We start from the raw sequence: 26,081 nt of genomic DNA, 5'->3' as shown, positions 1-26,081 counted from the left end.
TGTCTGCCCAAGTGAGTTTCTCCACAGAGGCAATAGTTGTCGGAAGCAAGCGAGACATATTCATGTTGACAAAGGTGTCCACCGATGGAATTGCGACATCTAAGATGCTTCATAGCAGTGGCCGAGGAACTTCATTTCGCACGCGCCGCCGAGAAACTGCATATCGAGCAATCACCGCTGTCGCGCACCATCAAGGAATTGGAGGAAGAGCTGGGCGAGCAGTTGTTCATCCGCACCAGCCGCAGCACGCGGCTGACGCGGTCGGGCAAGCTGTTCCTTGAGCATGTGCCGCGCGTGTTTACTGCTTTACAACAAGCACGCGACAGCGTGAAGGCGGCGAGTAATGGCTTCCACGGCCAGTTGCGCATCGCGCTATCCGACGGCATCACGCCGTCGCGCCTGCCGGCTTTGCTGGCCATGTGTCGGCAGGAAGAACCCGAGACTGATATCCGTTTGTTCGAGGTGCCGCTGTCGCAGCAGATCAAGGGGCTGCACGACGACCTGTACGACGTGGGTTTCGCCCAGTCCGATGAGGTAGGCGAAGGCATCGCGGCCGAAGCGGTATGGAGCGATCCATTGATGGTTGCCGTGCCAGCGCGCCATCCCTTGCTCAAGCACAAGCGCATTCCCCTGGAGGAAATGATGCGGTACCCGCTGGTGCTGTGCGACCCACTGGCGTGCGAAGGGCACGCGCGCCAGGTCGAGCGGGTGCTGCGCCGGTCGGACGTGGAGCCGCTGATTGCCGAGCGCGTGGCCTCCTGCGATCTGATGATGGCGCTGGTTTCGGCAGGCTTTGCGCTGGGGCTGACCGGCGCACCCCACATCGCGGCCAGCCGTGCGCCGGACGTGGTCGCGCGTCCTTTGGCGGGCCGCTCCCCCGTACTGACGACCTATGTATTGCGTCGCGAGGGCGAGTCTTCGGAAGTGCTGTCCCGATTCATCGAGCGAGTGCATGCCATCGACTTGCCCAAAGGCGCACGGCCCACGCCGCCACTTGAACCTGATCTCCAGGAGGACATCGAGCCATGAAGCGAATGACCCGGTGAGTTCAACTCCCAATCGCAACACCTGAGGTTGTGAAGTGGCCCAGGCGACCAGACCTGAGCCACTTCACCGCCAAGTGGAGTTGCTCATGGCCATCGGCCGCCTGGACCAGCACGAACGATATCGCATCCACAGCCTGCGCGAGGCCGGCAACAGCCTGCGCGAGATTGCCCAGACGCTTGTGCGTGCGCCCAGCACCATCAGCCGCGAGCTCAGGCGCAATGCTAGTGGCGGGCACTACGAACCGCAGCGTGCGCAGCGGTTGAGCCAGCGCCGGCGCACGCACGCAAGCCGCCGGCCACGGGTCATGCCGCAGGCCATCGCGTTGATCGAGCAATGCCTGCGCCAAGACTGGAGCCCCGAGCAGATCGCCGGAAGCACCGGCCTTGCCAGCCACGAATGGATCTACGGCCACATCTACGCCGATCAGCGCCGTGGCGGCACGCTGTACCAAGGCCTGCGCCGCCCTCGACGGCGACGTCGCAAACGCCGGCTGCGTGACGGTCGCGGCCAGCTGACGGGCCGGCGCAGCTGGCGCGAGCGCCCCGACGTTGTGGAGAGCCGTGCCCGTACCGGCGACTGGGAGATCGATACCATGCATGCCGCCAGCGGCACCGCGGTGGTGGTGACGATGACCGAGCGCGGCTCCGGCCTGCAGTTGCTGGCGTGCTCGCCGGACTGCACGGCTGGCAACGTGATGCGCGCCATCGTCCAGCGCCTGGGCCGCTTCCGCCACATGGTGTACACGCTGACGGCCGACAACGGCAAGGAGTTCGCCGAACACCGGTTGCTGGCAGCGGCCCTGCAGGCCGAGGTCTACTTTGCCGATCCATACTCGCCATGGCAGTGTGGCAGCAACGAGAACGCCAACGGCCTGGTCCGCCAGTACCTGCCACGCAGCCTGGATTTCGCTACGATCACCCCCGCGCAGCTACGCCACATCGAGCAGCGCCTCAACACACGGCCGCGCAAGCGGCACCGATACAAAACGCCCCTCGACATCTTCGCCGAGGGTTTCAATCACGCTGTTGCGAACCGGAGTTGAATTCACCCCCCTTTGCTACTGGTTGCGGCGCTCACGGCCTGCGACCCATCGGAGGCACCCAAGCCAGCCAACGTGCCTACGGTGAAAGAACTGGCCGCCGATCCGGCACTGTTGAAGGAACTGCGCCAACAGTGCAAGACCGATCGCCAAACACTGGGCGACGTGCTGTGCAACCGAGTGTCCGAGGCCACGCGCAAGCGGTTCTACGGCGATGGGAAGACACCGTACACGCCATCGGAGACGTCGCCGAAGTTCTGATCGCCTGTCCTTCGCTAAATAATCAGCCGTTCTCTGCAAACACGCCGCAGTGCGCCCGCGCCTGCGGCATTTCTATTGGGTTCCACCCAACCTGAACCATTGCTTTTTTCATCAGCTTGCTTCCGATAACGGTCTTTGACCGGCACTGACCCGGCACTGATCCTCGCGCTATGCGGCACGTTCTTGTGCCGCTTCTGAACGAGGAAAAGCGCAGGAACATCGGAGGCCAGTCAATGCAAGCTCAGGGCGTGCTTTTTGGGCAGATCACCGCCATCTTCGGCATCGTGATCGCCGGCATATGGAGTGCAACGCAATGGACAGCCGCCGCTCTGGGCTATCAAGTACGCCTTGGCTCGCCCTGGTTCGATTTCTTCGGCAACCCGGTCTATCACCCGTGGCGGCTGTTCGAGTGGTGGTTCTTCTTCGATGCCTACGCGCCGCATGTCTTCGACATTGGCGGCGTCATCGCTGGCGGCAGCGGCCTGCTGGCCGTGGTGGTCGCCATCGCCATGTCGGTGTGGCGCTCGCGGCAAGCGCGCCTCGTCACCACTTACGGATCGGCGCGCTGGGCCGAAGCGGACGACATTCGCAAGGCCGGGCTGGCGCAGCCGGCCGGCGTCTTCCTCGGCAAGTATCGCAACGAGTACCTGCGCCATGAAGGCCCGGAACACGTCCTGACCTTCGCGCCCACGCGCTCAGGCAAAGGTGTTGGCCTGGTTGTGCCCACTTTATTGAGCTGGCCCGCGTCCGCCGTCATCCACGACATAAAGGGCGAGAACTGGCAAATCACGGCCGGCTGGCGTTCGCGCTTCTCGCATTGCCTGCTGTTCAACCCCACCGATGCGAAGTCAGCAGCCTACAACCCGCTGCTGGAGGTTCGGCGCGGCGCGCATGAAGTGCGCGACGTGCAGAACATCGCCGACATCCTGGTCGATCCCGAAGGCGCACTGGAGAAGCGCAACCATTGGGAGAAGACTTCGCACGCGCTGCTGGTCGGCGCCATTCTGCATGTGCTCTACGCGGGCGAGGACAAGGCGCTGCGCGGCGTGGCGAACTTCCTCAGCGACCCGGCCAGCCCGTTCGAGCTGACCTTGCACCGGATGATGACGACGAAGCACCTGGGCGATGTACCGCACCCTGTCGTCGCATCCGCTGCGCGCGAAGTGCTCAACAAATCGGACAACGAGCGGTCGGGGGTTCTGTCCACGGCCATGTCGTTCCTCGGCCTGTACCGCGACCCCACCGTGGCCGAAGTCACGTCGCGCTGCGACTGGCGCATCGCTGATCTGATTTCCGCCGAGCATCCGGTATCGCTGTATCTGGTGGTGCCTCCTTCGGACATTTCGCGCACCAAGCCGCTGATCCGCCTGATCCTCAACCAGGTCGGCCGACGCCTCACCGAATCGCTCGATGGTAGCGACGGCATCGAGCGCCGCCACAAGCTGCTGCTGATGCTCGATGAGTTCCCGGCGCTGGGGCGTCTGGACTTCTTCGAGACGGCGTTGGCCTTCATGGCCGGCTACGGCGTCCGCAGCTTTCTCATCGCTCAGAGCCTGAACCAGATCGACAAGGCGTATGGGCAGAACCATTCCATCCTCGATAACTGCCACGTTCGCGTGACGTTTGCGACGAACGACGAACGCACAGCGAAACGCATTTCCGAAACGCTCGGCACCGCCACCGAACTACGTGCGCAGCGCAACTACGCCGGACACAGATTGGCCCCGTGGCTCGGGCACCTGATGGTGTCGCGGCAGGAAACCGCGCGTCCGCTGCTCACCCCTGGCGAGGTGATGCAGCTTCCGCCCGACGAGTCGGTGGTGATGGTGTCCAGCGTCGCGCCGATCAAGGCGAAGAAGCTGCGCTACTACGCCGACGCCAATTTCAAGCAGCGCGTGCTGCCACCGCCTGCGCTGGCGGCCGGGCAGTACGCCGACGTGCCACCGGCCCGCGCCGACGACTGGAGCGGTCTGGCGATTCCAGCCGTGCCCGCGGCATCAGCCACGGCATCCGCCGATGACCTGGGCGGCACCGGTGACGGCGGCCCGCGCCGCCAGCCCGAACTCTCCGAATCCGTCGCCTACGCCCCCGAGCTGGACGCGTCCAGCGACCTGGCGCTGCTCGATGACGACGACGACCTACCGCTGCCGTTCTCAGGCCAGCTTGACCCGGCCATGCAGCGCACGGCGCGGCTGGCCTCCCTCGACCCCAACGACGGAATCGACCTATGAGCCAATACCGCCTCAATCTTTTTATCCAACACGAGCACGCCAAGCGGCTGGAAGAACTGGCCGCCAAGAAAGGCGTCTCGAAATCCAGCATCGTCGCGGCGGCGCTGGCGTCCTGGCTGTCGCCGGACGCGGGCGACCAGCGCGAGGCCGCCATTGCCAAGCGGCTGGATCGCCTGTCGCGGCAGGCCGAACGCTTGGAGCGCGACCAGAACATCCAGATCGAGACGCTGGCGCTGTTCATCCGCTACTTCCTGACCGTCAGCACGTCGGTGCCCGAGGCCCATCAGGACGCGGCCCGCGCGCAGGGAAAGGCGCGTTTCGAGCAGTTCATCGAACAGCTCGGCAGACACCTGCTGCGCGGCCGCAGTCTCGTGCGCGATGTGGTGGAAGAACTGCACCCGGACACCGCACGGATGGATGGCGCGGCGGCGCTGGCCGAAGCCCATGAACGTGCTGCGGAGCGTGCCTCATGAGCGCCGTTCTGCAGATCCCGCCCGAACCACGCTCGTCGGTCAGCACGTCACAGGATCGCCGCATCCAGATGCTGCGCACGGCAATGGGGCCGCTGATCGCCGCCGCGCTGGAAGACCCGGACGTGGTGGAAATCATGCTCAATCCCGACCGCACCCTCTGGGTGGATCGGCTGTCGTCGGGCCGCATCCCACTGGGTGTCGAACTGCCCGAAGCCGATGGCGAACGCATCATCCGCCTTGTCGCCGCCCACGTCGGCGCGGAAGTGCATCGCGGTCAGCCGCTCTTGACCGCCGAATTGCCCGAGACAGGCGAGCGTTTCGAGGGCATCTTGCCGCCCGCAGCACCGGGGCCAGCCTTCGCGCTGCGCAAGCGGGCCGTGAGCATCATCGGCCTGGATCGCTATGTGGCCGACGGCATCCTGACTGCCGGCCAGGCGGACTTCCTGCGCCGTGCCGTGCGCGAGCGGCAGAACATTCTGATCGCCGGCGGCACCAGTACCGGCAAGACCACGCTCGCCAATGCCTTGCTCGCGGAAATCGCTGCCACGGGCGACCGCGTGCTGGTGCTCGAAGACACCATCGAGCTGCAATGCGCCGCCCGCGACCATGTGCCGCTGCGCACGCGCGCAGGCGTCGTGTCGATGCAGGAACTGGTGCGCGCCACGATGCGCCTGCGCCCCGACCGCGTGATCGTCGGTGAGGTGCGCGGCGGCGAGGCGCTGGATCTCATCAAGGTGTGGGGCACCGGCCACCCCGGCGGCATCGCCACGGTTCACGCCGGTTCCGCCTTGGGCGCGCTGCTGCGCCTAGAGCAACTGATTCTTGAAGTGGCGGTGAATCCGCCGCGAGCGTTGATCGCCGAGGCCATCAACGTCGTCATCCACATCGCCGGGCGTGGCCGCAAGCGCCACGTCGAAAGCATCGTCCGCGTCGTCGGTTTCGACGGCGTGGGCTATCGCATGGCGGATGCGCTGGAAACGCCGTTTCCCGAGCTGCCGCCAGTTTCTTCCCCGTCCCCTGAACCCTCTGGAGAACTGCCATGACGCAGATGCACATTCATGCTTTCCGCATTTCCGTAAATCCGCTTCTGCGCATGGCGCGGCTGCGCTGCCTGGCCCACCCTGCGGGGCAAGGGTTGCTGCTGGCCGCGCTGCTGCTGTTCTTGGCTGGCACGGCGCAGGCGGCCGGTTCCAGCATGCCCTGGGAAGGCCCGCTGACCTCCATCCTCGAATCCATCCAGGGGCCGGTGGCACGCATCGTCGCGGTCATCATCATCATTTCCACCGGCCTGGCGCTGGCCTTCGGCGATACCAGCGGCGGCTTCCGCAAGCTGATCCAGATCGTGTTCGGCCTGTCCATCGCGTTCGCCGCGTCCTCCTTCTTCCTGTCGTTCTTCTCGTTCTCCGGCGGGGCGGTCGTATGAGTGCCCCGGACGCCTTCGCGGCGGGCTTCGAGGTGCCGCTGCATCGCTCGCTGACCGAGCCGATCTTGATGGGCGGTGCGCCGCGCACTGTGGCGATCGCCAACGGCACGCTGGCCGCCGCCGTCGGGCTGGGCCTGCAACTGTGGATTCCCGGTGCGGTGCTCTGGATCGTCGGCCATTCGCTGGCGGTGTGGGGCGCGCGCGTCGATCCGCAGTTCATGCAGGTCTTCGCCCGGCACATCAAGCACAAACCGCTGCTGGACGTGTAGGGGGACGCCGCCATGCTGAACCTTGCCGAATACCGTCAGCGCCCGGCCTTGCTTGCCGACTGGCTTCCGTGGGCCGGGCTGATCGCGCCGGGCGTCGTCTTGAACAAGGACGGCAGTTTCCAGCGCACGGCGCGCTTTCGCGGGCCTGATCTGGACAGCGCGACGCAGGGCGAACTGATCGCCACATCGGCGCGGCTCAACAACGCGCTGCGCCGGCTGGGTTCGGGCTGGGCCTTGTTCATTGAGGCCGAGCGCCGACCGGCGGCGGACTACCCACACTCCGACTTTCCCGAACCGCTGTCCTGGCTCGTGGACGAGGAACGCCGCGCCGCCTTCGAGGAATCGGGGCATCACTTCGAGAGCGGCTATCACCTGACGCTGGCGTATCTGCCGCCGGAGGAATCCCGCGCCCGCGCGGCCAAGCTGCTCTACGAGAACGCGCCCGGCGACGGCGTGGACTGGCGCGGCCGGCTCGATGCCTTCGTGGCGGAAACCGACCGCGTGTTCGACCTGCTCGATGGCGTGATGCCGGAAATCGCCTGGCTCGATGACGCCGAGACACTGACCTACCTGCACGCCACAGTGTCCACGCGGCGCTACCGCGTGGGCGTACCCGAAGTGCCATTCCATATCGACGCGTTGCTGGCCGACTCCGCGCTGGTCGGCGGCCTGGCACCGATGCTGGGCGACCAGCACCTGCGCGTGGTGTCGGTGCGGGGCTTTCCGACCTCGACCTGGCCGGGTCTGCTGGATGACCTCAACCGCTTGGGCTTTGCGTACCGCTGGAGCACGCGCTTTCTCTGCCTGGACAAAGCCGAAGCGGAAAAGGAACTCGGCCGCCTGCGCCGCCAATGGTTTGCCAAGCGCAAGAACGTGGTGGCTTTACTGCGGGAGACGATCTTCCAGCAGGAAAGCCCGCTGGTCGATACCGACGCCAGCAACAAGGCCGCTGATGCAGACGCCGCCATGCAGGAACTGGGTGGCGATCAAGTCGCCTTCGGTCACTTCACTGCCACGGTGACGGTGCTCGATGCCGATCCGGCCGTGGCCGACGAAAAGCTGCGCATGGTGGAGCGCGTCATCCAGGGCCGAGGCTTCGTGACCATCCCCGAAACGCTGAATGCCGTGGATGCGTGGCTGTCGTCCATCCCCGGCAACGCTTACGCCAACGTGCGTCAGCCAATCGTCTCGACGCTGAACCTGGCGCACATGATGCCGCTGTCCGCCGTATGGGCCGGGCCGGAGAAGAACGACCACCTGGACGGCCCGCCGTTGATCGTCACCCGCACCGATGGCGCCACGCCGTTCCGGCTGGTGACACACATCGGCGACGTAGGCCACACGCTGGTGGCCGGCCCGACCGGCATGGGAAAGTCGGTGTTGCTTGCCATTCTGGTGCAGCAATTCCGCCGCTATCGCGGCTCGCGCATATTCGCATTCGATATGGGCCGCTCGATGCGCGCCACCATCCTAGGCCTGGGCGGCGAGCACTACGACCTGGGTGCCGATGGCGGCATTGCCTTCCAGCCGCTCGCGCGTATCGATCGGGAAAGCTATCGCTCCTGGGCGGGGGAATGGGTGGAAGGCCGCCTGCTGCATGAGGGCGTGACGGTCGGCCCGGACGAGAAGGCGGTCATCTGGTCGGCGCTGGGCAGCTTGGCCGGTGCTCCGGTCGAGCAACGCACGTTGACCGGGTTCTCGGTACTGCTGCAATCGAACGCGCTACGACAGGCACTCGCGCCCTATGTGCTCGGTGGCGCGCACGGAAAGCTGCTGGACGCGGACACCGATCGTCTCGGCTTCGGTGACGTGCAGGGCTTCGAGATGGAAGAACTGATGCACAGCCCCGCCGCCGTGCAAGCGGTGCTGCGCTACCTGTTCGCCCGCTTCGATGAGCGTTTCGACGGTGCGCCCACGCTGCTGATTCTGGATGAGGCGTGGCTGTTCCTCGATGAGCCTTCCTTCGCCGCGCGCATTCGCCAATGGTTGAAGACGCTGCGCAAGAAAAACGTGTCGGTGATCTTCGCCACGCAGTCGCTCGCCGACATCAAGGATTCGAGCATTGCGCCCGCGATCATCGAGAGCTGCCCGAGTCGAATCTTTCTCCCCAATCCGCAGGCCACGGAGCCGCAGATTCGCACGATCTATGAGGGCTTCGGCCTCAACAGCCGGCAAATCGAAATCGTCGCCACCGCGCAGCCCAAACGCGACTACTACTACCAATCGCGCCTCGGCAATCGCCTGTTCGACCTTGTTCTGGGGTCGGCCGCGCTCGCGTTCGCGGGCGCATCTACACCGCAAGACCAGCGCGACATTGACCGCGTGCTGACGCAGGCCGGCGCTCCGGGCTTCGCTGGTGCGTGGCTGCGCCATCGCGGCCTCGATTGGGCCGCCGACCTGCTGCCGTCCTCACCGGCGGCGGCTTCCTTCCTTTCCCAACCACGACAGGAGAACCTGCCATGAAGATCCGGGCGCTTTCCGTTTCGCTGGCCGCCGCGCTGGCTGGCTCGCTGATGCTCGCCCAGCCGGCGGCGGCCATCACCGTATTCGACCCGTCCAACTTCGTGCAGAACACGCTCACCGCCGTTCGCACGCTGGAACAGATCAACAACCAGATCAATCAACTGCAAAACGAGGCGCAGATGCTGATGAACCAAGCTCGCAATCTGGCGAGCCTGGACTTCAACATCGTCAACCGCCTGCGTTCGACGCTCGCCACCACTGAACGCCTGATCGCCGAGGCGCAGGGACTGGCCTACGACGTGCAGAGCATGGACGCTACGTTCTCGCGCCTGTACCCGGAGCAGTACGCCGCCACCGTCAGCGGCGACCGCATGGCGCAGGACGCCCGCGAGCGTTGGAAGAACACCCTCGACGGCCTGCACACCGCGATGCGGATGCAGGCGCAGGTGTCGCAGAACCTGACGCAAGACGAAAGCGCACTGGCCGATCTGGTCAGCCAGAGCCAATCGGCGACCGGCGCCTTGCAGGCGCAGCAGGCGACCAACCAGCTCCTTGCCTTGCAGGCCAAGCAGTCCATCCAGGCGCAGCAGCTCCAGATCACGCAAGACCGCGCCGCGTCGCTGGAACTGGCGCGGCAGGCGGCGGCCACCGAGCGCGCCCGCGAAGTGCGCCGGCGCTTCCTCGGCAGCGGCACGCCGTACACGCCGCAGTCCATCAATTTCTACAACAACTGACGGAGGCGGCCATGCGATGCGCTTCCGTCTTGTCGGTTTCGCTGCTGGCCCTGCTGCTGACCGCGTGCGGCCAGCAGCAGGCCGAAGACCTGGCCGACACCTTGACCACCGATCCCGTGCGGCTCAAGGGGTTGCGTGCGCAGTGCGCGGCCGACCGGCAGGCCGTGGGCGAAGACGACTGCCGCGCCGCCGCCGAAGCGTTCCGGCGGCGCTTCTTCGCCGGCCATACCGGGCCGGACGAGTACCGGACGCTGGCAGACCTGCCGCCGATTCCCCCCAGCTTCGATGAGCCAGCGGTGGAGGACGCGCCATGAACGACGTGACCATCATCGACCGCTTCCTCGACACGTTCTCGCGCTACATCGACTCCGGCTTCGGGTTACTGCAAGGCGAAGTGGCGTTCCTGACCGCCACGCTGATCGTCATCGACATGACCATCGCCGGCCTGTATTGGGCCATGAGCCACGCCACCGGCCAGGGCGAAGACGTGATCGCCAAGCTGCTGCGCAAGGTGCTCTACGTCGGTGCGTTCGCCTACATCATTGGCAACTTCAACTGGCTGGCCGGCATCGTCTTCCGCTCGTTCGCCGGGCTGGGCCTGACGGCCACCGGCTCGGCCATGACGATGGAGAACTTCCTGCAACCGGGGCGGCTGGCCAAGACCGGCATCGATGCCGGCGCGCCGATTCTCGACCAGATCGGCGACATGGCGGGCTTCCCCGAAGTGTTCGTGAACATCGACCCCATCGTGGTGATGTTCCTCGCCTGGCTCACCGTCATCCTGTGTTTCTTCGTGCTGGCGATTCAGCTTTTCATCACGCTGATCGAGTTCAAGCTGACCACGCTCGCCGGCTTCGTGCTGGTGCCGTTCGCGCTCTGGAACAAGACCTCGTTTCTTGCCGAAAAGGTGCTCGGCAACGTGGTGTCCTCGGGCATCAAGGTCTTGGTGCTGGCCGTCATCGTCGGCATTGGCTCGGGCCTGTTCGCGGAGTTCCAGGTTCACCCCGCCGAACCCTCCATCGACCACGCCCTTGTCGTGATGCTGGCCTCGCTCGCGCTGCTGGCGCTGGGTATCTATGGGCCGGGCATCGCCACGGGTCTGGTGTCCGGGGCGCCGCAGCTCGGCGCCGGCGCGATGGCCGGTGCTGCCATTGGCGCCGCTGGCACGGCCGTTGCCATTGGTGCTGCCGCAACCGGCGTGGGCGGCGCAGTGGCCGCCGGCGCACGCATGGCGCCGGCGGCCGCGAAGCTGGCCGGCGCCGGTGCGCGTGCCGCCACGTCGGCGGCCGGTTGCGCACGCTCGGCGTTCCAGGCCGGTTCCGCCGCTGCGGGCGGCGGAGCCAAGGGCGCAATGGCCGGCTTAGGCAATGTCGCCAAGACCGGCGCGCAGGCTGCCGGGCGCAGTGCTGCATCCGGCGCGTCCGGCGCTGCGCAGAAGATGACCGGCTCCTTCCGCGCTGGATGGAACGGCACAGAGGCCGGTGGCGGCGCTGCGTCCGGTGCGGCCGGCTCCGGTCAGGCGGCCGCAGGCGAAGCCGAATCCGGCACCACCAGCTCGCAGAAGCCAGAGCAGCCCGCCTGGGCCAAGCGGATGCACCGCCGCCAGCAGATCACCCATGCCGCGACCACTGCCGCGCACACGTTGCGCGGTGGCGACGGTGGCGGCTCCGGGCAAGGCCCGAGCCTGCGCGGCTCCGACGACTAGAGCGATTCACAAGGAGAACTGACCATGCGATTCAAACGACCGCAGGTGCGCTATGCCGATACGCCGCAGCCTGCCACTCCGTATCAAGCCGCCGCCCAGGTGTGGGACGAGCGTATCGGCTCGGCGCGCGTACAGGCCAAGAACTGGCGACTGATGGCCTTCGGCTGCCTCACGCTCGCGCTGCTGATGGCTGGTGGTTTGGTGTGGCGCTCGGCACAGTCCATCGTCACGCCCTACGTCATCGAAGTCGATCAATCCGGCCAGGTGCGTACCGTGGGCGAGGCCGCCACGCCGTACCAGCCTGCCGATGCGCAGATCGCGCATCACCTTGCGCGCTTCGTGACGCTGGTGCGCTCGCTGTCCATCGACCCCATCGTGGTGCGGCAGAACTGGCTCGATGCCTACGACTACACCACCGACCGCGGCGCGGCCGTGCTCAACGACTACGCCAGCAAGAACGATCCGTTCGCCCGCGTCGGCCGCGAGTCGGTGACGGTGCAAATCACCAGCGTCACGCGCGCCAGCGATGCCTCATTCAACGTCCGCTGGACAGAACAGCGGTTCGTCAATGGCGCACCCGCTGGCACCGAACGCTGGAACGCCGTGCTTTCTACCGTCCTGCAAACCCCGCGCACAGAACAGCGCCTGCGCAAGAACCCGCTCGGGATCTACGTCAACGGCCTGTCGTGGAGCCGCGAACTGGATTCTTCCGAAGGAGCCAAACCATGAACGTGCCTTTCCGCTTTTACGCTTTCGTATTGACGCTCGCGGCCACCACGTCGTCATTGCTGGGCTGCGCCTCGCAGGGCAAGCCGCCGCCGACCATCTCGCTCGATGAGCCGGTGCAGGCGCAGCCGCTGCCCGAGCCGCCCAAGCCGGTCGAAGTCGTCGCCGTGCCCGAGCCGCTGGCGCTGGCGCTGCCGGCGCAGTTGAAGCCGCTGCCGGAGGCGGACGAGGCAGCGACCGTGCCGGAGCCGACCGACGAGAAGGTGCGCGTCTCGCGCGCCAATGCCGAGGCGCGTATCGCGCCGACCCGCGAGGGCTACGTCAACGCGATTCAGGTGTGGCCGTACAGCGACGGCGCGTTGTATCAAGTCTATGCCGCGCCGGGGCGCGTCACCGTGGTTTCGCTCCAGCCCGGCGAGGAACTGGTGACGGTCGCCGCTGGCGATACCGTGCGCTGGATCGTCGGTGACACGTCCAGCGGCAGCGGCGAGGCGCTGCGCGTCAACGTGCTGGTCAAGCCCACTCGCTCGGGCCTGAAAACCAATCTGGTCATCACCACCAGCCGGCGGACGTACCTGCTGGAACTGACCTCGACGGAAAAGGCATGGATGGCGTCGGTGTCTTGGGACTACCCGAAAGACCGGATGCTAGCCTTGCAGCGCCAGTCGCAGGCCGCACAGACAGCCGCGCCGGTCGATACCGGCCTGGCGCTGGAGAAGATCCGCTTCCGCTACGCGATCAGCGGCAGCAATCCGCCGTGGAAGCCGCAGCGGGCCTTCGATGATGGCGAGAAGGTCTATATCCAGTTTCCGCCGGGTATCGCCCAAGGCGAACTGCCGCCGCTGTTCGTAATCGGCGCGCAGGGTGACGGTCAGCTCGTCAATTACCGTTTCCGTTCGCCGTACTACATCGTGGATCGCCTCTTTGGTGCGGCCGAACTGCGCCTGGGCGGTGATGGCGGCGACGTGGTGCGAATCGAGCGCACCGACGGCATTGCGCGGAGGAACTGAGCATGAGCCAGGACAACACTCCCGACCTCGCCACGCCTCAGCCGGGCAAGGTCGCGCCCGAGGCGGTGGCGCTGCGCGCCCAGCCACGCCCGGTCACGCGCCTGAACCGGCGCACGCTGGCCATCCTCGCCGGCGGCCTGTCGGTCACTGTGCTCGGCGCGCTGATGTGGTCGCTGCAACCGCAGCGGCGCGGGACCAACGAGCAGACCGAGCTTTACAACGTCGATCGTGTCTCCAAGTCCGAAGGACTGGACGCGCTGCCGGCGGACTACTCCAAGCTGCCGCCGGCCTTGCCGCCCGCGGTGCCCGAGCTGGGGCCACCGCTGCCGGGCGATCTTGGCCCGGCCATCGTCAAGTCGCAGCAGCCGGTGACGGCCGCCTATGCGGCCCCTGGCAACGACCCGAACGATGCGCTGCGCAAGGAAGCCGAAGCGGCTGCGGCATCGTCCGTGTTCTTCCGCTCTGGCACGCAGAAGGCCGCGCCGGTGGCACAGTCGCAGGCCGCCGCCGCACCGGGCTTCGCCGCCAATGCGGCGTTCGACCCGATGGCTGCCGGGCCAGCCTCGACGGCGGCGCAGCCTCCCGACCCAACGGCGGTGCAGAACCGGCAAGACCAGAAAGAGGCGTTCCAGAAAGCCGGAACTGCGGAAACCCGTAATTCCGGCAGCCTGCAAATGCCGGCATCGCCGTATCAAGTGATGGCCGGTACGGTCATCGCCGGTGCGCTGGTGACGGGCATCAAGTCGGATCTGCCGGGCGATGTGATCGCCACGGTGACGGAGCCGGTCTATGACACGGCGACCGGGCGCTTTCTGCTGATCCCGCAGGGTTCGCGCATCCTGGGCCGCTACAACAGCCAGGTCAGCTACGGCCAGAGCCGCGTTCAAGTCGTCTGGAACCGGATTATCCTGCCCGACACGTCTTCGCTCACGCTCGACAACCTGGTCGGAGCCGACCCGGCCGGCTATGCCGGGCTGGAAGACGACGTGGACTACCACTGGGGCCGCATCTTCGCCGGCGCGGCGCTGACCACGCTGCTGGGCGTCGGCGCCGAGCTGGCCGCGCCCGAGAACCGCCAGGATGGCGACCGCATCATCATCGCCGGGCGCGACAGCGCGCAGGACAGCATCAATCAGGTCGGCCAAGAGATGACCCGGCGCAACATGAACATCCAGCCGACGCTGACCGAGCGGCCGGGCCTGCCGGTTCGCATCATCGCCAACCGGGATCTGGTGCTGCGGCCCTACCAGCCGTTGTTCTTCAACAAGGGGACTTCACGATGACGACGCGCAAGCTGCGGCTCGGCCCGCTACCGAAAACGGAATCCGCGAAGCTGACTTTTGCCTGCCCGGCCAGCCTGAAAGCCGACCTCGACCACTACGCCGCGCTGCATGCACAGGCGTATGGCGAGGCGGTCGATGCCGTGACGCTGATCCCGCACATGCTGGAGGCGTTTATGGCTGGGGATCGAGGGTTCAAGAAGAAGACGGCCAGACCCACGTCGGCGAAGCCCATCTGACGATGCACATTTCTGTCATCGGTACATTCGACTGCGCAGCCCGGGCAACGCGCTGGCGAACTCGGCGTCAACGCTGGCCAGGTCGCAATAGCCTGGGCGGGCACGCATGGCGCTGTTCCGATCCTCGGGCCGCGTTCACGCACCTAACTCAACGACAACCTCGGCGCACTGGCGCAGGAGCTTTCAGCGGAACAAATCAGCCGCCTCGATGCCGTGAGCAGCCCGACGCCATCCGGACTGGCAAAGACGCCCATTTCTTGGGCCAACGACGTTTCGGCGCGTGTCGTGGCTTGAGCCGCATCAGTAAGTCTGCTGATCTCTCCAAGATCGGGACGAAAGTGGTGGCACTTGCAGTGGCGTCATCAAGCCGTGGAGCGATCTGGTCGGATGGCCCAGCCAGCACAGAATAGTTCCGAACAACAGCAATGCCACCGAAATGCCAATCGACACATGCATGCCGCGCATGAAGGCCTGCGGCGCGGTATCCCGGATCAGATAGCCGAAGACGGCCACGCCCAACATGCCGCCGACCTGGCGCGCGGAATTGAGCACGCCGGAGGCAATCCCCGTACGCGAAGCATCCACCGACGAAAGCGTCGCGTTGATCCTGGCCGCCCTAGTCGAGGCTGCGCCGGTGGCTGCCCCCATGCGGGGCGACGTGGCGCAGCGTCAGGCAGATCCCGATCAAGCCGATGGGCAGGTTGATCAGGAAAATGCTGTGCCAGCCCAGGTGCGTCACGAGCACGCCGCCCAGCACCGGACCGGCCGCCAGCGACATGCTGCCAAAGGCACCCCACCAGCCGACCGCCCGGCTGCGCTGCTCGCGGTCCGGGAAGGCCCGTTGCAGCATGGCGAGCGAGTTCGGCACCAGCAGGGCCGCGCCCAGACCCTGGACCAACCGGGCGACGACCAGCATCGACAGGCTGCTCGCCATGCCGCACGCGGCCGACGCCAGAGTGAACACCACGAAGCCCTGCAGGAAGATCCGCCGCGCGCCGAAGCGGTCGCCGAGCGCGCCGCTGGTCAGCAGCAACGCGGCAAATACAAGCGTGTAGGCGTTGAGCACCCATTGCAGGCCCGCCACATCAGTGGCGAATTCATGACGCAAGGCGTCCAGCGCCACGTTGACGACGCTGACGTCGAGCAAGACGACCACGAAGCCGAGCGAGGCCGCCCACAGCGTGCCGCGTGCGGAAGGAGAGGAGAGAGACATGGATGCGTCCGAAAAGCCGATGAGAACGCATGCTAGGCTGCGGTCATGTCAGCGTAAATTCCCTAAAATTTCAATCCAGACTGGAGAAAACGCACCGATGTTTGATTGGGAGAACTTTCGTCATTTCCTGGCTGTGGCCCGCGCCGGCACTCTCTCCGGGGCCGCCCGGGCCTTGCACGTGGACCATGCCACCGTCAGCCGACGCCTGACGGCGCTGGAGGCCGAGTTGCAGGCGCCGCTGGTCGAGCGCCTGCCACGTTCCTGCCGACTCACGCCGATGGGCGTGCAACTCTACGAGCAGGCCAAGGCGATGGAAAATGCAGCCTTCACGGCGGAGCGCCTGGCGCATGCGAGCCATGTGCCGCTCAGCGGGAAGGTCACCCTCAGCGCGTCGCCGGTGCTGGCCACGCACCTGCTGGCCAGCAAGCTGGCCGACTTCCGCAACGAACATGCAAGCATCCAGCTGTCTGTTTCGGCGCAGGTCCAGCAGGTGTCGCTCAGCCGCCGGGAGGCCGACGTGGCGCTGCGGCAGGTGCGGCCCCAGGAAGCCAGCAGCGTTGTTCGCAAGCTCGGGCAGATGCCCTTTGCGCTTTACGCGACTCAGGATTACGTGACGTCGCACCGCCCCGAAGACTGGACCTTCATCGCCTACGACGCGCAGTTCGCCGACATGCCCCAGCAAAAGTGGCTGCTCGGGATTGCCGCCGGGCGTCGGGTCGGGTGCAAGTTGAGCGACATCAGCGGCCATCTGGCGGCTGCGCGGTGCGGGGCTGGCGTGGCCGGTCTGCCCTGTTTTCTCGGCGATGCGGAATCCGGGCTGGTGCGGCTGGACCATGACGGTGCCATGTTCTCGCGTGACATCTGGCTGGTGGTGCACCGCGATCTAAGGCACTCTGCGCCCGTGCGTGCCGTGATGGACTTTGTGGCCAAGGTTGTCGCAGAGAAACCGGGGCTTGGTCTGACGCTGGCTCGCGCAGCGCCATGACCTTCCCGAATAGAGTCCATTGGTGTCTTGCCAATCCGTTTCCTGAACATGGTGGAAAACGCGCTGGGGCTGTCGTAACCGAGATCTAGCGCGACCTACGTGACGGACTGCCCCGGCCGACAGCCGGGGCAGCGCCGCCAGCAGGCAGGCTTGCTGGCGCCATGCGCCAAAGCTCATGCCCGTCTGCTGGTGGAAGAACCGGGTGAAGGTACGCAGGCCCTTGTGCAGCCGCTGCGCCCAGGTCAGGGGCGTCGCTTGGATGCCGGGCGATTTCAGAAATGCCTTGCACAGCCGCGCAAGCTGACGGTCTTGGGGGATCGGCGCAAACAGGGGCATTGTCTGCGCCAAGCGTACTTCCTGCAAAAGCAGTTGCACCAAGGCGCTGTCGCGCCCGTTTTCGTCGTAGAGCGCGGGAATGTCCGCCGAAGCAAGGCGTATATCGCGCTGTTGTGCGTCGTGCTGCTGGCGGTTTAGCCTGCTATGCCTTATGGGGTTTTAGGCTGGTCGCCGTACGATGGGCCGCCGGGCTTCCGGGCTTCGCCCCGCGTCGTCTTTGCCGTTGCAGCCATGCGCGGCATCAACCCCTCATGCCTTCGCGCCTGCGCTTGCGGGATAAGTAGCCCCGCCGCAATAGGCACGGCTTGTGGGGCTACGCCCCGGCTTGCTGGGGCAGGTTGTGCGAAAGCGTAGTCGGCCATGTTTTCATTCGGCAGCGGTTGGCCTGCACGTCCTTGTCTTGTCGTGAATCCTGGCGGTGGCGCGGTTGCGCCTTGGGCTCCATGGCCGCAACCTTCCAACGCAAACAGTTTCCCCTGCGCTGCGCGCATTCCTCGTGGGACAAATTGCATGCTCTTCCAGACTCTCCACTGCATTGCGACCGCTGCGCGGTGCGGCCAGCCGCAGTCGGCCGCGCGCCTTGAAAGCGAAAGCGCAGCCCACAGCCTGCGCTTTCGTCGGTGGACACTGGCGGAATTTCTCATCGGCTCTCGCCACGCTGTTCGCGACTCAGTGTTGTTGGGCCGGCGTTTCGGCCAAGACACGAGCCCGATGGTCTCTTGGAGAATGGCCATGGATCTTCTTGAATGCGGTGCTGAATGACGCTTCCGATTCGTATCCAACCTCATATGCGATCCTCGCGAGGCTGATTTCCCGGTTTATGAGCCGATCAACGGCGATCTGCATTCGCCATTGAGTCAGATACCCCAATGGCGTTGTTCCGACCACCTGTCTGAACTTTGCGGCAAAACTCGAACGGGACATGCCGGCAAGCTGCGCCATTTCCAACACAGTCCAACGACGGCCAATATCCTGGTGCACCGCATTGATGGCTGCACTCAACTGCGGATCATGCAGCGCTGAAAGCCAACCGTTGTTCATCGTTTTTGTCGACGCAAGATGCAGCCGCAACACCTGGATGAGCATGATGTGCGCAAGATGCTCAGCCGTAAGCGAATGGCCTGGCTGACTATTCCGCAATTCCTGCGCGAGAAGATCCAGTGACCATCGAAGCACTGACGCCTCGCTCGATGCGGCGCTCACCGGGACCACCGGCGGGAGGTATTCGAAAAGCCTGTCGACACCGGTTCCCTTCAAGGAGAAGTGACCTGCGACCAGGAAACAGTCGCCACCAGCCTGGCATTGTGCAATGCCTTGGGCATCGTAAGACAGCGCGTCCAGATAGTTGACCGGTGATATGGAAGGGTCGCTGGCAAGGACGAATGGCCGGCCGCGCGTCAGCAGGAAGCAGTCTCCTTCGACAAGGCGATAGGGTTCGCTTTCTCCATCTGAAAGAAGCCAGCATGAGCCTTTCAAGACGGCATTCAGCTTGACGCCGTTATGGACAGGAAACTGGATAGCCCAATCGCCGCCTGCGTCCAACGCATGAAGGACGTACGTCTGGGGTCTAAGGAGCGCGAGGGCTTCGGAGAGTAGGTCCATGCTGATAGCCGGGGGATGATGAGCTTGGACGATATCGAAAGTACTGTGGAGCCTAAAGCATGGATCGTCCAAGCTTGTCTTGTTACTGTGGGCGCTGCTCAAACAGAACAAGGAACATCGTATGTTTTTCATCGCTGGCGTCACAGGGAAAACGGGTGGTGCTGCTGCGCGTCAGTTGCTCGAAGACGGGTTCAATGTGAGCACGCTTGTGCGGGATCCGCAAAGGGCATTGGAATGGTCGCGGCAAGGTGTGCGGGTTCATCAAGGCGACCTGAACAATGCGCGGGATGTAGCCGCAGCGCTGGAGGGTGTCGAAGGCGCCTTCCTGATGTTGCCGCCAACGATGACCCCGGCGCCGGGGCATCCAGAAGCCAGGGCCACCATCGCCAGTTTCGTGGAGGCGCTTCGAGTCACGCCACCGCCACGCCTGGTCCTGCTGTCGTCATTTGGATCCGAACGAACCAGCGGTTTGGGGAACATCACATCCACGCACCTGATGGAGCAGGCGCTGGACGACCTCGCCATGCCTACCGCCATCTTGCGGCCAGGCTCCTTCATGGAAAATTACCTGTACGGCCTGCATCAGGCAGAGGCGTCAGGGTTCGTTGATTTCTTCCTGACGCCGACTGACCGCAAGGTGCCCATGACCGCTACGGCTGATATCGGCGCGGAGATCGCAAGGCGACTGCAAGAGGATTGGGAGGGTCGCAGGATTGTCGAGCTCGGCTCGCGATTCAGTCCGGACGATCTGGCTCAGGCGATAGGCAACGTCGTTGGCCGTGCCGTCACAGCCCGATCCGTTCCACGTGAGGCATGGACGTCAACGCTGGAATCGATGGGGATACCGGCGGGCTCTACAGGCCCGATAGAGGAACTGAATGATGGGATCAATTCCAGCTGGATCGATCATGGTGTCATTGGCACCGAGTCCGTCGCGGGCACGACAACCCCGGACAGATTCTTTGCGACCGTGCGCAAGTGACAAACGCCCGTTTTTGGCGCCAGCGGTAGACCGCTTCGGGTCTTTCGCCGGGGCATCTGCAGATGCCCAAGGTGCTCCATCGTGGCAATGCAACAGGGATGTGGATATAAACCGCTGAAACCGAAGACCCGAAGCCTTGTCCGCATGAGCCGGCATTGATCGCCGTTCGCAGTCTCGCTGTGTGAGCCCACCACGTTGTTCACGGGGACCGCAATTCGAGAGATGGCGGTTTGCTGCAGGGGGCCCAGGTGCTGCGGCAGCTACCGACCTCATCCGCAGCATCATGGTCATCGGATGAGAACTGGTCGAGGTGCGATTTACGCAGCCTGGCATCTGGCGGCGAAAGCGCCGGGTGGTGTTCCAACATGCCGCGAAAAGGCCATGCTGAATGAACTGACCGACCCGTAGCCGACACGCCGCGCGAGCTCCGCCATCGCGATATTGCCCTTCACCAACATGTCCTTTGCCACTGCCATCCGCCAGGCAGCTACATATTCCATGGGCGCGGATCCGACCTCGCTGTGAAAGCGGTCAAAGAAGGTGGAGCGCGACACGCCCGCTGCAGCGGCCAAGCCCTGAACGGACAGGCTTGCACCGGGGTCTGCGTGGATCTGCCGCAGCGCCAAGGCAAGTTTGGGATCGGCGAGGCCGCGAAGCAATCCAGGTTCTGCCATCGTGCTTTCGACGGAGCGCAAGGCCTCGACCAGCAGCAGCTCCAAAAGGCATACGAGCACCATGTCTCGGGCTGCACGATCACTTTGCGTCTCTTCCTGGATCATCTGAACGAGCGCGATCAAGCGTCTATGTGCGCGCACATGGATGACCGCCGGCAGGAGCGAAACGAGCAGTTCCCGGTCCGGCGAGGCAAAGCTGCAGTGGCCCACTAAGCACCGCATTTCGTTCGGTGCGTCCTGTTCGCCCAGGCGGAAAACACCTGGGCCGGTCTCCAGCGGCCGGTGCGGGGCGCCGCGTGGCGGCGGATCAATGCTCGACATAGTGAAATCAAAGCTTTCCGGTACCAGAACGAAGTCTCCCGCTCCAAGAACAAGCGGCGCACGGTCCCGAAGGGTCAGCAAGCAAGTGCCCTCGACCATGGCGCAGTAGAACGGGCTTGCCATGTTTGTGCGCTCGACGCGCCAGCGGCCGCCGCCGTTGACAAGCTTGGCGATCGAAGGCTCCGGCTTGAGCAGCGCGACGACACTGGCGAGGGGGTCAATTGTCGAAATAGCCATAATTCGGACTTTCGCTGAAATATATCGGATTTTCAAATATAGACAGTCCGGAAAGTTTTATCCATCCTTGTCGTACCAACGACAGGAGATACCCATGCCCAAAATTCTTATCACCGGCGCTTCGTCGGGCTTTGGTCTCGCCACGACAGAACTCTTCCTTGCTCAAGGTTGGGAGGTGGTCGCGACCATGCGGAACCCGCAGGCACACACAATGCCAGCGCATGATCGCCTGCACATACTGGCACTCGACGTCATCAGTGCAGCCAGCATCGCCCAGGCCGTGGCCGACGCCGGTGCTGTCGAGGCGCTCGTCAACAATGCCGGGGTCGGCATGCTGAACGTGCTGGAGGGTGTAGACATGGCCAAGGCCCGCGAACTTTTCGAGACCAATGTGCTCGGCACGATAGCTATGACCCAGGCGGTGCTGCCGGGCATGCGTGCGCGACAGTCCGGCGTCATCGTCAACATCAGCTCCAGCGTCACGCTGCGCCCATTTCCGGCGCTGTCGGTCTATACCGCCAGCAAGGCCGCCATCAATGCGTTCACGGAAAGCCTCGCCCTTGAGACAGCACAATTCGGCATCCGTGCCCGGCTTGTCCTGCCGGGGTCGGCCCCGACGACCGCCTTTGGAAAGAACGCCGTGGCACGCATGGGGATGGACGTTCCGGCGCCCTATGACGCTTTCGTGAAAGACTACTTTGCAATGATGCGCGGCTCGACCGAGAAAACAGAGGCTGACGACGTGGCGCAGGCCGTATGGCGGGCCGTGACGGAGCCGGATGCGCCGATGCGCCTGCCAGCAGGCGCCGATGCAGAAACTATCTTCAATCAGACAGCCACCCAGGCCAACAGCTGAACGTACCGCTCCTCTTGACCCGGCGCCCATAGGGGGCTCAAAAGGGTGACAACATGAATAATCTCATCGATTTGTCGCGGTCCATCCCTACGCCCCAGGCGGCGCTGACCGTGGCCTATACGCCGATCGTCCTGCCGATGGCAGGGCGTGCACCACTTGAGCTGCGCCTGACTGCACCGGCAAAAGGCGACGCACTGCCAATCGTGCTTCTCTCGCACGGAGCCGGACCTTCAAAATATGCTCCCTCCAAAGATGGCTATGCACCCCTGGCGCAGTTCTGGGCTGAACGCGGTTTTGCCGTGATCCAGCCAACCCATGGAAATTCGCCTGTCGGTGGCCTGCCCAAGGACGCTCCCGGTGCGCCCTACTTTTGGCGCCAGCGCGTGTCCGAGATGACAGCAATTCTCGACCAACTGGATGAAGTGGAACAGCAGGCGCCAGCAATAGCGGGTCGGCTCGATCACCGACGCATAGCGGCTGCTGGCCACTCTTTTGGCGGGCACACGGTCGGCCTGCTTCTGGGCGCGCGGCTTGCAAAAGAGGACTTTGCTGACCCGCGCATATCCGCAGGCGTCCTGCTGGCGGCACCGGGTCGTGGTGGCAGTGACCTCACCGCGCAAAGTGCGGCGCGCTTTCCATTTTTTGATGTGGATTTTTCGCATATGAAAACGCGCAGTGTTGTGATCTGCGGCGCGGACGACAACCCGCACTTCACGTCACGCGGCCCGGAGTGGCACTCGGATGCCTTTCACGACAGCCCGGGAGCCAAGGCTCTCGTCACCCTGTATGGCGTTGGTCACGGATTGGGCGGCATTGCTGGTCTGGATGCAAAAGAAACGGAAATTGAGGCGCCCGATAGTCTTGAGGCGACGCGGCGGCTAAGCGTGGCCTGGCTTCTCACCGCTCTCGACCTTGATGTGGGGGCTTGGCCCGCTGCAATCGCTTCACTCGACGGACCTGCAAGCGCGTTGGCGCAGGTAACGCTCGCCGCCAACACCTGAAGCCATGCCTGCCGCTGCCGTCGTTCTCTGGCAGCAGTCAGGCAATCAGCTGACCAGTCCCACGTCATTGCAAACAGCGAAGATGGTGTCGCGGAGCCAGCGATGGGCGGGATCTGCGTTAAGTCGTGGATGCCAAATGGCGGATACCTTTATCGGGGGGGTATGCACCGGCAGCTTGAAGTGCTGGATGCCCGCGCTTATGGTAGCGTCGCACGGCGAACCAATCCCCAGGCTCAAACGCGGGACAAGCCCGATGAGGTCTGAGTAGCACACGATCCGCATTGCGTTGGCATAGGCGGGCACAACCATGACGACCGTTCTGTGCAAGCCCAACTGATCCAGAGCATCGTCCACCGGGCCGGAGAATTGGCGTTTGCGCGAGACGACCACATGCGGGAAGCTGGCATAGCGTCTGGCCGTCACGCCCGGTCTGCCCAAGATGGGATGGCCCGTTCGACAAATGCCAACGAACCGGTCTTGAAGAAGAAGCCGTGTCTTCAGTTCCGGCGCCTTGGTTCCAATCACCCCGATCTCCAGGTCGATCATGCCTTCCCGAAGCGGCTGTGCGTCCTTGTCGAGCTTCGGAACAAAGCGGATGCGAACATAGGGCGCAGTCTGGGCGATCACGGCCATCAGCGAGGGGCCGACGAGATCGACAAACCCATCATTGGCCCGGATCGCAAACGTCCGCTCCAAGGTCGCAACGTCAAGGGTGTTGCTGACGGGCTGGAGCACCGCGCGGGCATGGCGCGCAAGTTCATGCACTTGCTCGGTCAGTTGTTCCGCGTAAGGGGTTGGGACAAGTGTCCTGCCGGCCTGTACGAGCAGTTGATCGCCTATGGCTAGCCGAAGCCTGGCAAGCGTTCTGCTCATGGCCGAGGGGCTCAAGCCAAGGCGGTGTGCCGCCCGCGTCACGTTGCGCTCAGTGAGCAGCACGTCCAACGATGTGAGGAGGTTCAGATCCACGTTCTGCACCATGGCCAATCCTTGAATCAACTATGCGTTTGATGCAATCGATTATTGCATCGCACGCGTCTGGTGCAAACCATGATCCACGTCGAGAATCATGGCTGCCAGCCGAATGAAGGGATTGCAACTATGACGAACTCAACCAGCCGTGAACCTCGTCCGAGCATTTTGCTCATCGGTGCTTCGCGTGGCCTTGGCGCCGCCATGTCTGCGGAATTTATCAAAAGTGGATGGAACGTCACCGGCACCGTGCGCGGGACTGCCAGAACCGAATTGCATGATTTGGCCGATGCCCACGCGGGTCGCGTTGAAATCGAGCAGCTCGACGTTACCGAGCAGGAGCAGATTACCGCGCTACGCGATCGCCTCTCTGGCTCTCGCTTCGAGATCCTATTCGTGAATGCCGGAACCGCGAACACCAACCAGAACGAAACCATTGCCGACGTGTCCACGGAGGAGTTTGTGCGCGTCATGCTCACCAACGCGCTCGCACCGATGCGCGTCATCGAAGCGTTGCAGGGCTTGGTGCCTGCCAACGGACTGATCGGCGTCATGTCGTCCGGGCAAGGCAGCATCACCAGCAATGAGAAAGGCGGACATGAGGTCTATCGTGGCAGCAAGTCGGCTTTGAACCAATACATGCGCAGCTACGCAGCCCGGAATGCAGACGAATCCCGTGCGTTGATGTTGTTGGCTCCCGGCTGGATTCGTACCGCACTGGGTGGACCGGAAGCACCGTTCAGCCTGGAGGAAACCGTCCCCGACCTGGTGAAGGCAGTCCTCTCGAAACGCGGAAGGCCAGGTCTGGAATACCTCGATCGCATGGGCCGAACTGTTCCTTGGTGAAGCACATGACTGCCGAAAATATCAATGATGAACGTCGGGCGGTGTTTGGCGCCTCGCTGAGTCTTCTGGCGGGTGCGGCGAGTGGTTCGCTAATCCCCGGAAAGGCGTTTGCGAAGCAACCGGCCATGGCCAGCAGCTCCAGCAGCAAAGTTGTACTGAATGGAAATCTGGGAGCGCCCATGAAGCTCATTGGCATCGAAGAACATTTTCTGACCGCCGAGATACTCAAGGCTTGGAGCGATGCCGGCTTGGAGGCAACCGATCCAAGCGTCGCGTTCCATTCCGGCGTGATGGAGGGGCGCTTGCTCAATCTGGCCGAAGACCGGATTGCGCTAATGGATGAAACCGGACTGGACATTCAGGTGCTGTCCCTAACGACACCAGCGCTCCACGACCTCGGGGCGGAAAGTGTCGATCTGGCACGGCGAACCAATGACGCCTTGGCGGCGGCGGTGGCGCGTCATCCAACGCGCTTCCAGGCGATGGCTACGCTGCCGATGGCAGTACCGGAGGCTGCGGCCCGCGAATTGGAACGCTGCATCAAAACGCTGGGCTTCAAGGGAACGCTGCTGTGCGGGAAAGTCGGCAAGCGCCACCTCGATGACCTTGCTTTTGCGCCCGTCTTCCACACTGCGGCGGAGTTGGGCGTACCGGTATTCCTGCACCCCCGCGTGCCCGATCCGGCGGTGAGGGAGGCCTACTATTCGGGGTTCTCGCCTGACGTTGATGCGGCTTTCGCCACCTACGGCCTCGGCTGGCACTATGACGCAGGCATCCAGTTCATCCGCCTTGTCCTGTCCGGTACCTTCGACCGCCTGCCGAACCTTCAAGTGATCCTCGGCCATTGGGGCGAGCTGGTGCTGTTCTATGCGGAACGCTTGGCTGCGATGGATCGTGTGTCCGGCCTTGCGCATCCGATCGCCACCTACTTGCGCAAGAACCTCTACGTCACCGCGAGCGGCATGTTCCTTCCGCATTTCCTAGAACGAGCCGCTGTGGTGGTCGGGGCTGACCGTCTGCTCTTTTCGACCGATTTTCCCTATCAGTACCGTCCCGGCCATGAGGCGAGGAGTTTCCTGGACAACTGCGGACTCTCTGTGCAAGACAAGGCCGGGTTCGCCCACGGTAATTGGATACGGTTGATCGGTGACAAATGATT

Annotated in this window: 28 protein-coding genes; 23 read left to right on the top strand and 5 right to left on the bottom strand. The window is 64.2% G+C overall.

All coding sequences use genetic code 11. From position 1 onward, the window contains the following. Nucleotides 1–84 precede the first annotated feature (84 nt). The 16 genes from ACEF39_RS06655 (at nucleotide 85) to ACEF39_RS06580 (ending at nucleotide 14,900) form a co-directional block, all read left to right on the top strand. A complete protein-coding gene (locus ACEF39_RS06655; RefSeq protein ID WP_273929409.1) occupies nucleotides 85–1,029 on the top strand; it encodes a LysR family transcriptional regulator in 945 nt (314 codons plus the stop codon). A gap of 103 nt (nucleotides 1,030–1,132) precedes the next feature. Further along, nucleotides 1,133–2,089 (top strand): IS30 family transposase, encoded by a 957-nt coding sequence (locus tag ACEF39_RS06650; protein WP_500287396.1) that lies wholly within the window; start codon nucleotides 1,133–1,135, stop codon nucleotides 2,087–2,089. Continuing rightward, nucleotides 2,090–2,347, top strand: a complete 258-nt coding sequence (locus tag ACEF39_RS06645; RefSeq protein WP_500287987.1) for an EexN family lipoprotein — start codon at nucleotides 2,090–2,092, stop codon at nucleotides 2,345–2,347. A 233-nt stretch (nucleotides 2,348–2,580) separates the two neighbouring features. Continuing rightward, nucleotides 2,581–4,578: a conjugal transfer protein TraG gene (locus ACEF39_RS06640; protein WP_500287395.1), complete on the top strand. Its 1,998-nt coding sequence runs from the start codon at nucleotides 2,581–2,583 to the stop codon at nucleotides 4,576–4,578. Beyond that, the gene (locus ACEF39_RS06635) at nucleotides 4,575–5,051 is read left to right on the top strand and encodes a CopG family transcriptional regulator (RefSeq protein WP_313458031.1); all 477 of its coding nucleotides are present in this window, start codon (nucleotides 4,575–4,577) and stop codon (nucleotides 5,049–5,051) included. The genes ACEF39_RS06640 and ACEF39_RS06635 overlap by 4 nt, the downstream gene beginning before the upstream one ends. A 68-nt stretch (nucleotides 5,052–5,119) precedes the next feature. Next, nucleotides 5,120–6,094: a P-type conjugative transfer ATPase TrbB gene (gene trbB, locus ACEF39_RS06630; RefSeq protein ID WP_500287986.1), complete on the top strand. Its 975-nt coding sequence runs from the start codon at nucleotides 5,120–5,122 to the stop codon at nucleotides 6,092–6,094. Further along, complete coding sequence (locus ACEF39_RS06625; RefSeq protein ID WP_500287394.1) at nucleotides 6,091–6,474, top strand: TrbC/VirB2 family type IV secretion system protein; 384 nt, start codon at nucleotides 6,091–6,093, stop codon at nucleotides 6,472–6,474. Before trbB ends, ACEF39_RS06625 begins: the two co-directional genes overlap by 4 nt. Continuing rightward, nucleotides 6,471–6,743 (top strand): VirB3 family type IV secretion system protein, encoded by a 273-nt coding sequence (locus tag ACEF39_RS06620; RefSeq protein WP_182060287.1) that lies wholly within the window; start codon nucleotides 6,471–6,473, stop codon nucleotides 6,741–6,743. The genes ACEF39_RS06625 and ACEF39_RS06620 overlap by 4 nt, the downstream gene beginning before the upstream one ends. 12 nt (nucleotides 6,744–6,755) lie before the next feature. Beyond that, a complete protein-coding gene (trbE, locus tag ACEF39_RS06615; protein ID WP_500287393.1) occupies nucleotides 6,756–9,206 on the top strand; it encodes a conjugal transfer protein TrbE in 2,451 nt (816 codons plus the stop codon). Continuing rightward, nucleotides 9,203–9,940: a P-type conjugative transfer protein TrbJ gene (gene trbJ / locus ACEF39_RS06610; RefSeq protein WP_500287985.1), complete on the top strand. Its 738-nt coding sequence runs from the start codon at nucleotides 9,203–9,205 to the stop codon at nucleotides 9,938–9,940. The genes trbE and trbJ overlap by 4 nt, the downstream gene beginning before the upstream one ends. Nucleotides 9,941–9,951: 11 nt before the next feature. After that, on the top strand, nucleotides 9,952–10,254 hold the full coding sequence (locus ACEF39_RS06605) for a hypothetical protein (protein ID WP_500287392.1): 303 nt from the start codon (nucleotides 9,952–9,954) through the stop codon (nucleotides 10,252–10,254). Further along, nucleotides 10,251–11,645, top strand: a complete 1,395-nt coding sequence (gene trbL, locus ACEF39_RS06600) for a P-type conjugative transfer protein TrbL (protein WP_500287391.1) — start codon at nucleotides 10,251–10,253, stop codon at nucleotides 11,643–11,645. The genes ACEF39_RS06605 and trbL overlap by 4 nt, the downstream gene beginning before the upstream one ends. Nucleotides 11,646–11,669: 24 nt before the next feature. Further along, nucleotides 11,670–12,374, top strand: coding sequence for a conjugal transfer protein TrbF (gene trbF, locus ACEF39_RS06595; RefSeq protein WP_500287390.1), 705 nt, complete (start codon nucleotides 11,670–11,672; stop codon nucleotides 12,372–12,374). Further along, a complete protein-coding gene (gene trbG / locus ACEF39_RS06590) occupies nucleotides 12,371–13,381 on the top strand; it encodes a P-type conjugative transfer protein TrbG (protein WP_500287389.1) in 1,011 nt (336 codons plus the stop codon). Before trbF ends, trbG begins: the two co-directional genes overlap by 4 nt. A 2-nt stretch (nucleotides 13,382–13,383) precedes the next feature. After that, complete coding sequence (locus ACEF39_RS06585) at nucleotides 13,384–14,664, top strand: TraB/TrbI/VirB10 family type IV secretion system protein (protein WP_500287388.1); 1,281 nt, start codon at nucleotides 13,384–13,386, stop codon at nucleotides 14,662–14,664. Beyond that, nucleotides 14,661–14,900, top strand: coding sequence for a DUF2274 domain-containing protein (locus ACEF39_RS06580; protein WP_500287387.1), 240 nt, complete (start codon nucleotides 14,661–14,663; stop codon nucleotides 14,898–14,900). Before ACEF39_RS06585 ends, ACEF39_RS06580 begins: the two co-directional genes overlap by 4 nt. Nucleotides 14,901–15,200: 300 nt before the next feature. Here ACEF39_RS06580 and ACEF39_RS06575 read toward each other — a convergent pair whose 3' ends face one another. Then, nucleotides 15,201–15,548: a hypothetical protein gene (locus ACEF39_RS06575; RefSeq protein WP_500287386.1), complete on the bottom strand. Its 348-nt coding sequence runs from the start codon at nucleotides 15,546–15,548 to the stop codon at nucleotides 15,201–15,203. Beyond that, nucleotides 15,517–16,113 carry an MFS transporter gene (locus ACEF39_RS06570; RefSeq protein ID WP_500287385.1) on the bottom strand — a complete coding sequence of 199 codons (597 nt, stop codon included), beginning with the start codon at nucleotides 16,111–16,113 and terminating at the stop codon, nucleotides 15,517–15,519. The genes ACEF39_RS06575 and ACEF39_RS06570 overlap by 32 nt, the downstream gene beginning before the upstream one ends. Before the next feature lie 97 nt (nucleotides 16,114–16,210). Between ACEF39_RS06570 and ACEF39_RS06565 the strand changes: the two genes are divergently transcribed. After that, nucleotides 16,211–17,098 carry a LysR family transcriptional regulator gene (locus tag ACEF39_RS06565; RefSeq protein ID WP_500287384.1) on the top strand — a complete coding sequence of 296 codons (888 nt, stop codon included), beginning with the start codon at nucleotides 16,211–16,213 and terminating at the stop codon, nucleotides 17,096–17,098. A 150-nt stretch (nucleotides 17,099–17,248) separates the two neighbouring features. After that, a complete protein-coding gene (locus ACEF39_RS06560) occupies nucleotides 17,249–17,572 on the top strand; it encodes a hypothetical protein (RefSeq protein WP_500287383.1) in 324 nt (107 codons plus the stop codon). A gap of 531 nt (nucleotides 17,573–18,103) precedes the next feature. On the opposite strand, the gene ACEF39_RS06555 is transcribed toward ACEF39_RS06560, so the two are convergent. After that, nucleotides 18,104–19,036, bottom strand: a complete 933-nt coding sequence (locus ACEF39_RS06555; protein ID WP_500287382.1) for an AraC family transcriptional regulator — start codon at nucleotides 19,034–19,036, stop codon at nucleotides 18,104–18,106. A 121-nt stretch (nucleotides 19,037–19,157) separates the two neighbouring features. Between ACEF39_RS06555 and ACEF39_RS06550 the strand changes: the two genes are divergently transcribed. Beyond that, nucleotides 19,158–20,018, top strand: a complete 861-nt coding sequence (locus ACEF39_RS06550; protein WP_500287381.1) for an NmrA family NAD(P)-binding protein — start codon at nucleotides 19,158–19,160, stop codon at nucleotides 20,016–20,018. 317 nt (nucleotides 20,019–20,335) lie between these two features. Here ACEF39_RS06550 and ACEF39_RS06545 read toward each other — a convergent pair whose 3' ends face one another. After that, complete coding sequence (locus ACEF39_RS06545; RefSeq protein ID WP_500287380.1) at nucleotides 20,336–21,250, bottom strand: helix-turn-helix domain-containing protein; 915 nt, start codon at nucleotides 21,248–21,250, stop codon at nucleotides 20,336–20,338. Between the two features lie 94 nt (nucleotides 21,251–21,344). On the opposite strand from ACEF39_RS06545, the gene ACEF39_RS06540 reads away from it, so the two are divergent. Continuing rightward, the gene (locus tag ACEF39_RS06540) at nucleotides 21,345–22,106 is read left to right on the top strand and encodes an SDR family oxidoreductase (RefSeq protein ID WP_500287379.1); all 762 of its coding nucleotides are present in this window, start codon (nucleotides 21,345–21,347) and stop codon (nucleotides 22,104–22,106) included. A 53-nt stretch (nucleotides 22,107–22,159) separates the two neighbouring features. Next, nucleotides 22,160–23,107 carry an alpha/beta hydrolase family protein gene (locus tag ACEF39_RS06535; protein ID WP_313458070.1) on the top strand — a complete coding sequence of 316 codons (948 nt, stop codon included), beginning with the start codon at nucleotides 22,160–22,162 and terminating at the stop codon, nucleotides 23,105–23,107. A 45-nt stretch (nucleotides 23,108–23,152) separates the two neighbouring features. Here ACEF39_RS06535 and ACEF39_RS06530 read toward each other — a convergent pair whose 3' ends face one another. Beyond that, on the bottom strand, nucleotides 23,153–24,085 hold the full coding sequence (locus tag ACEF39_RS06530; RefSeq protein ID WP_500287378.1) for a LysR family transcriptional regulator: 933 nt from the start codon (nucleotides 24,083–24,085) through the stop codon (nucleotides 23,153–23,155). A gap of 69 nt (nucleotides 24,086–24,154) precedes the next feature. On the opposite strand from ACEF39_RS06530, the gene ACEF39_RS06525 reads away from it, so the two are divergent. After that, nucleotides 24,155–24,922 (top strand): SDR family oxidoreductase, encoded by a 768-nt coding sequence (locus ACEF39_RS06525; protein ID WP_500287377.1) that lies wholly within the window; start codon nucleotides 24,155–24,157, stop codon nucleotides 24,920–24,922. Nucleotides 24,923–24,927: 5 nt separating this feature from the next. Then, entirely contained in the window at nucleotides 24,928–26,079 is a 1,152-nt protein-coding gene (locus ACEF39_RS06520; protein ID WP_500287376.1) for an amidohydrolase family protein, read from the top strand. Nucleotides 26,080–26,081 lie beyond the last annotated feature (2 nt).

The organism is Stenotrophomonas indicatrix, assembly GCA_041545745.1.
Taxonomy (GTDB): domain Bacteria; phylum Pseudomonadota; class Gammaproteobacteria; order Xanthomonadales; family Xanthomonadaceae; genus Stenotrophomonas; species Stenotrophomonas indicatrix_A.
Note: the sequence above shows the minus strand (reverse complement) of the source record. Positions and strands in the feature narration are given on the sequence as shown.

What these genes read in the sequence shown, in the direction of transcription:
- ACEF39_RS06635 (WP_313458031.1), top strand. Translation starts at nt 4,575, where the DNA reads ATGAGCCAATACCGCCTCAATCTTTTTATCCAACACGAGCACGCCAAG.
- ACEF39_RS06530 (WP_500287378.1), bottom strand. Translation starts at nt 24,085, where the DNA reads ATGGTGCAGAACGTGGATCTGAACCTCCTCACATCGTTGGACGTGCTG.
- ACEF39_RS06575 (WP_500287386.1), bottom strand. Translation starts at nt 15,548, where the DNA reads ATGGGGGCAGCCACCGGCGCAGCCTCGACTAGGGCGGCCAGGATCAAC.
- ACEF39_RS06650 (WP_500287396.1), top strand. Translation starts at nt 1,133, where the DNA reads ATGGCCATCGGCCGCCTGGACCAGCACGAACGATATCGCATCCACAGC.
- ACEF39_RS06550 (WP_500287381.1), top strand. Translation starts at nt 19,158, where the DNA reads ATGTTTTTCATCGCTGGCGTCACAGGGAAAACGGGTGGTGCTGCTGCG.
- ACEF39_RS06555 (WP_500287382.1), bottom strand. Translation starts at nt 19,036, where the DNA reads ATGGACCTACTCTCCGAAGCCCTCGCGCTCCTTAGACCCCAGACGTAC.
- ACEF39_RS06540 (WP_500287379.1), top strand. Translation starts at nt 21,345, where the DNA reads ATGCCCAAAATTCTTATCACCGGCGCTTCGTCGGGCTTTGGTCTCGCC.
- trbB (WP_500287986.1), top strand. Translation starts at nt 5,120, where the DNA reads ATGCTGCGCACGGCAATGGGGCCGCTGATCGCCGCCGCGCTGGAAGAC.
- ACEF39_RS06525 (WP_500287377.1), top strand. Translation starts at nt 24,155, where the DNA reads ATGATCCACGTCGAGAATCATGGCTGCCAGCCGAATGAAGGGATTGCA.
- ACEF39_RS06580 (WP_500287387.1), top strand. Translation starts at nt 14,661, where the DNA reads ATGACGACGCGCAAGCTGCGGCTCGGCCCGCTACCGAAAACGGAATCC.
- trbF (WP_500287390.1), top strand. Translation starts at nt 11,670, where the DNA reads ATGCGATTCAAACGACCGCAGGTGCGCTATGCCGATACGCCGCAGCCT.
- ACEF39_RS06570 (WP_500287385.1), bottom strand. Translation starts at nt 16,113, where the DNA reads ATGTCTCTCTCCTCTCCTTCCGCACGCGGCACGCTGTGGGCGGCCTCG.
- ACEF39_RS06625 (WP_500287394.1), top strand. Translation starts at nt 6,091, where the DNA reads ATGACGCAGATGCACATTCATGCTTTCCGCATTTCCGTAAATCCGCTT.
- ACEF39_RS06620 (WP_182060287.1), top strand. Translation starts at nt 6,471, where the DNA reads ATGAGTGCCCCGGACGCCTTCGCGGCGGGCTTCGAGGTGCCGCTGCAT.
- trbG (WP_500287389.1), top strand. Translation starts at nt 12,371, where the DNA reads ATGAACGTGCCTTTCCGCTTTTACGCTTTCGTATTGACGCTCGCGGCC.
- ACEF39_RS06565 (WP_500287384.1), top strand. Translation starts at nt 16,211, where the DNA reads ATGTTTGATTGGGAGAACTTTCGTCATTTCCTGGCTGTGGCCCGCGCC.
- trbE (WP_500287393.1), top strand. Translation starts at nt 6,756, where the DNA reads ATGCTGAACCTTGCCGAATACCGTCAGCGCCCGGCCTTGCTTGCCGAC.
- ACEF39_RS06605 (WP_500287392.1), top strand. Translation starts at nt 9,952, where the DNA reads ATGCGATGCGCTTCCGTCTTGTCGGTTTCGCTGCTGGCCCTGCTGCTG.
- trbJ (WP_500287985.1), top strand. Translation starts at nt 9,203, where the DNA reads ATGAAGATCCGGGCGCTTTCCGTTTCGCTGGCCGCCGCGCTGGCTGGC.
- ACEF39_RS06545 (WP_500287380.1), bottom strand. Translation starts at nt 21,250, where the DNA reads ATGGCTATTTCGACAATTGACCCCCTCGCCAGTGTCGTCGCGCTGCTC.
- ACEF39_RS06535 (WP_313458070.1), top strand. Translation starts at nt 22,160, where the DNA reads ATGAATAATCTCATCGATTTGTCGCGGTCCATCCCTACGCCCCAGGCG.
- ACEF39_RS06655 (WP_273929409.1), top strand. Translation starts at nt 85, where the DNA reads ATGGAATTGCGACATCTAAGATGCTTCATAGCAGTGGCCGAGGAACTT.
- ACEF39_RS06520 (WP_500287376.1), top strand. Translation starts at nt 24,928, where the DNA reads ATGACTGCCGAAAATATCAATGATGAACGTCGGGCGGTGTTTGGCGCC.
- trbL (WP_500287391.1), top strand. Translation starts at nt 10,251, where the DNA reads ATGAACGACGTGACCATCATCGACCGCTTCCTCGACACGTTCTCGCGC.
- ACEF39_RS06640 (WP_500287395.1), top strand. Translation starts at nt 2,581, where the DNA reads ATGCAAGCTCAGGGCGTGCTTTTTGGGCAGATCACCGCCATCTTCGGC.
- ACEF39_RS06585 (WP_500287388.1), top strand. Translation starts at nt 13,384, where the DNA reads ATGAGCCAGGACAACACTCCCGACCTCGCCACGCCTCAGCCGGGCAAG.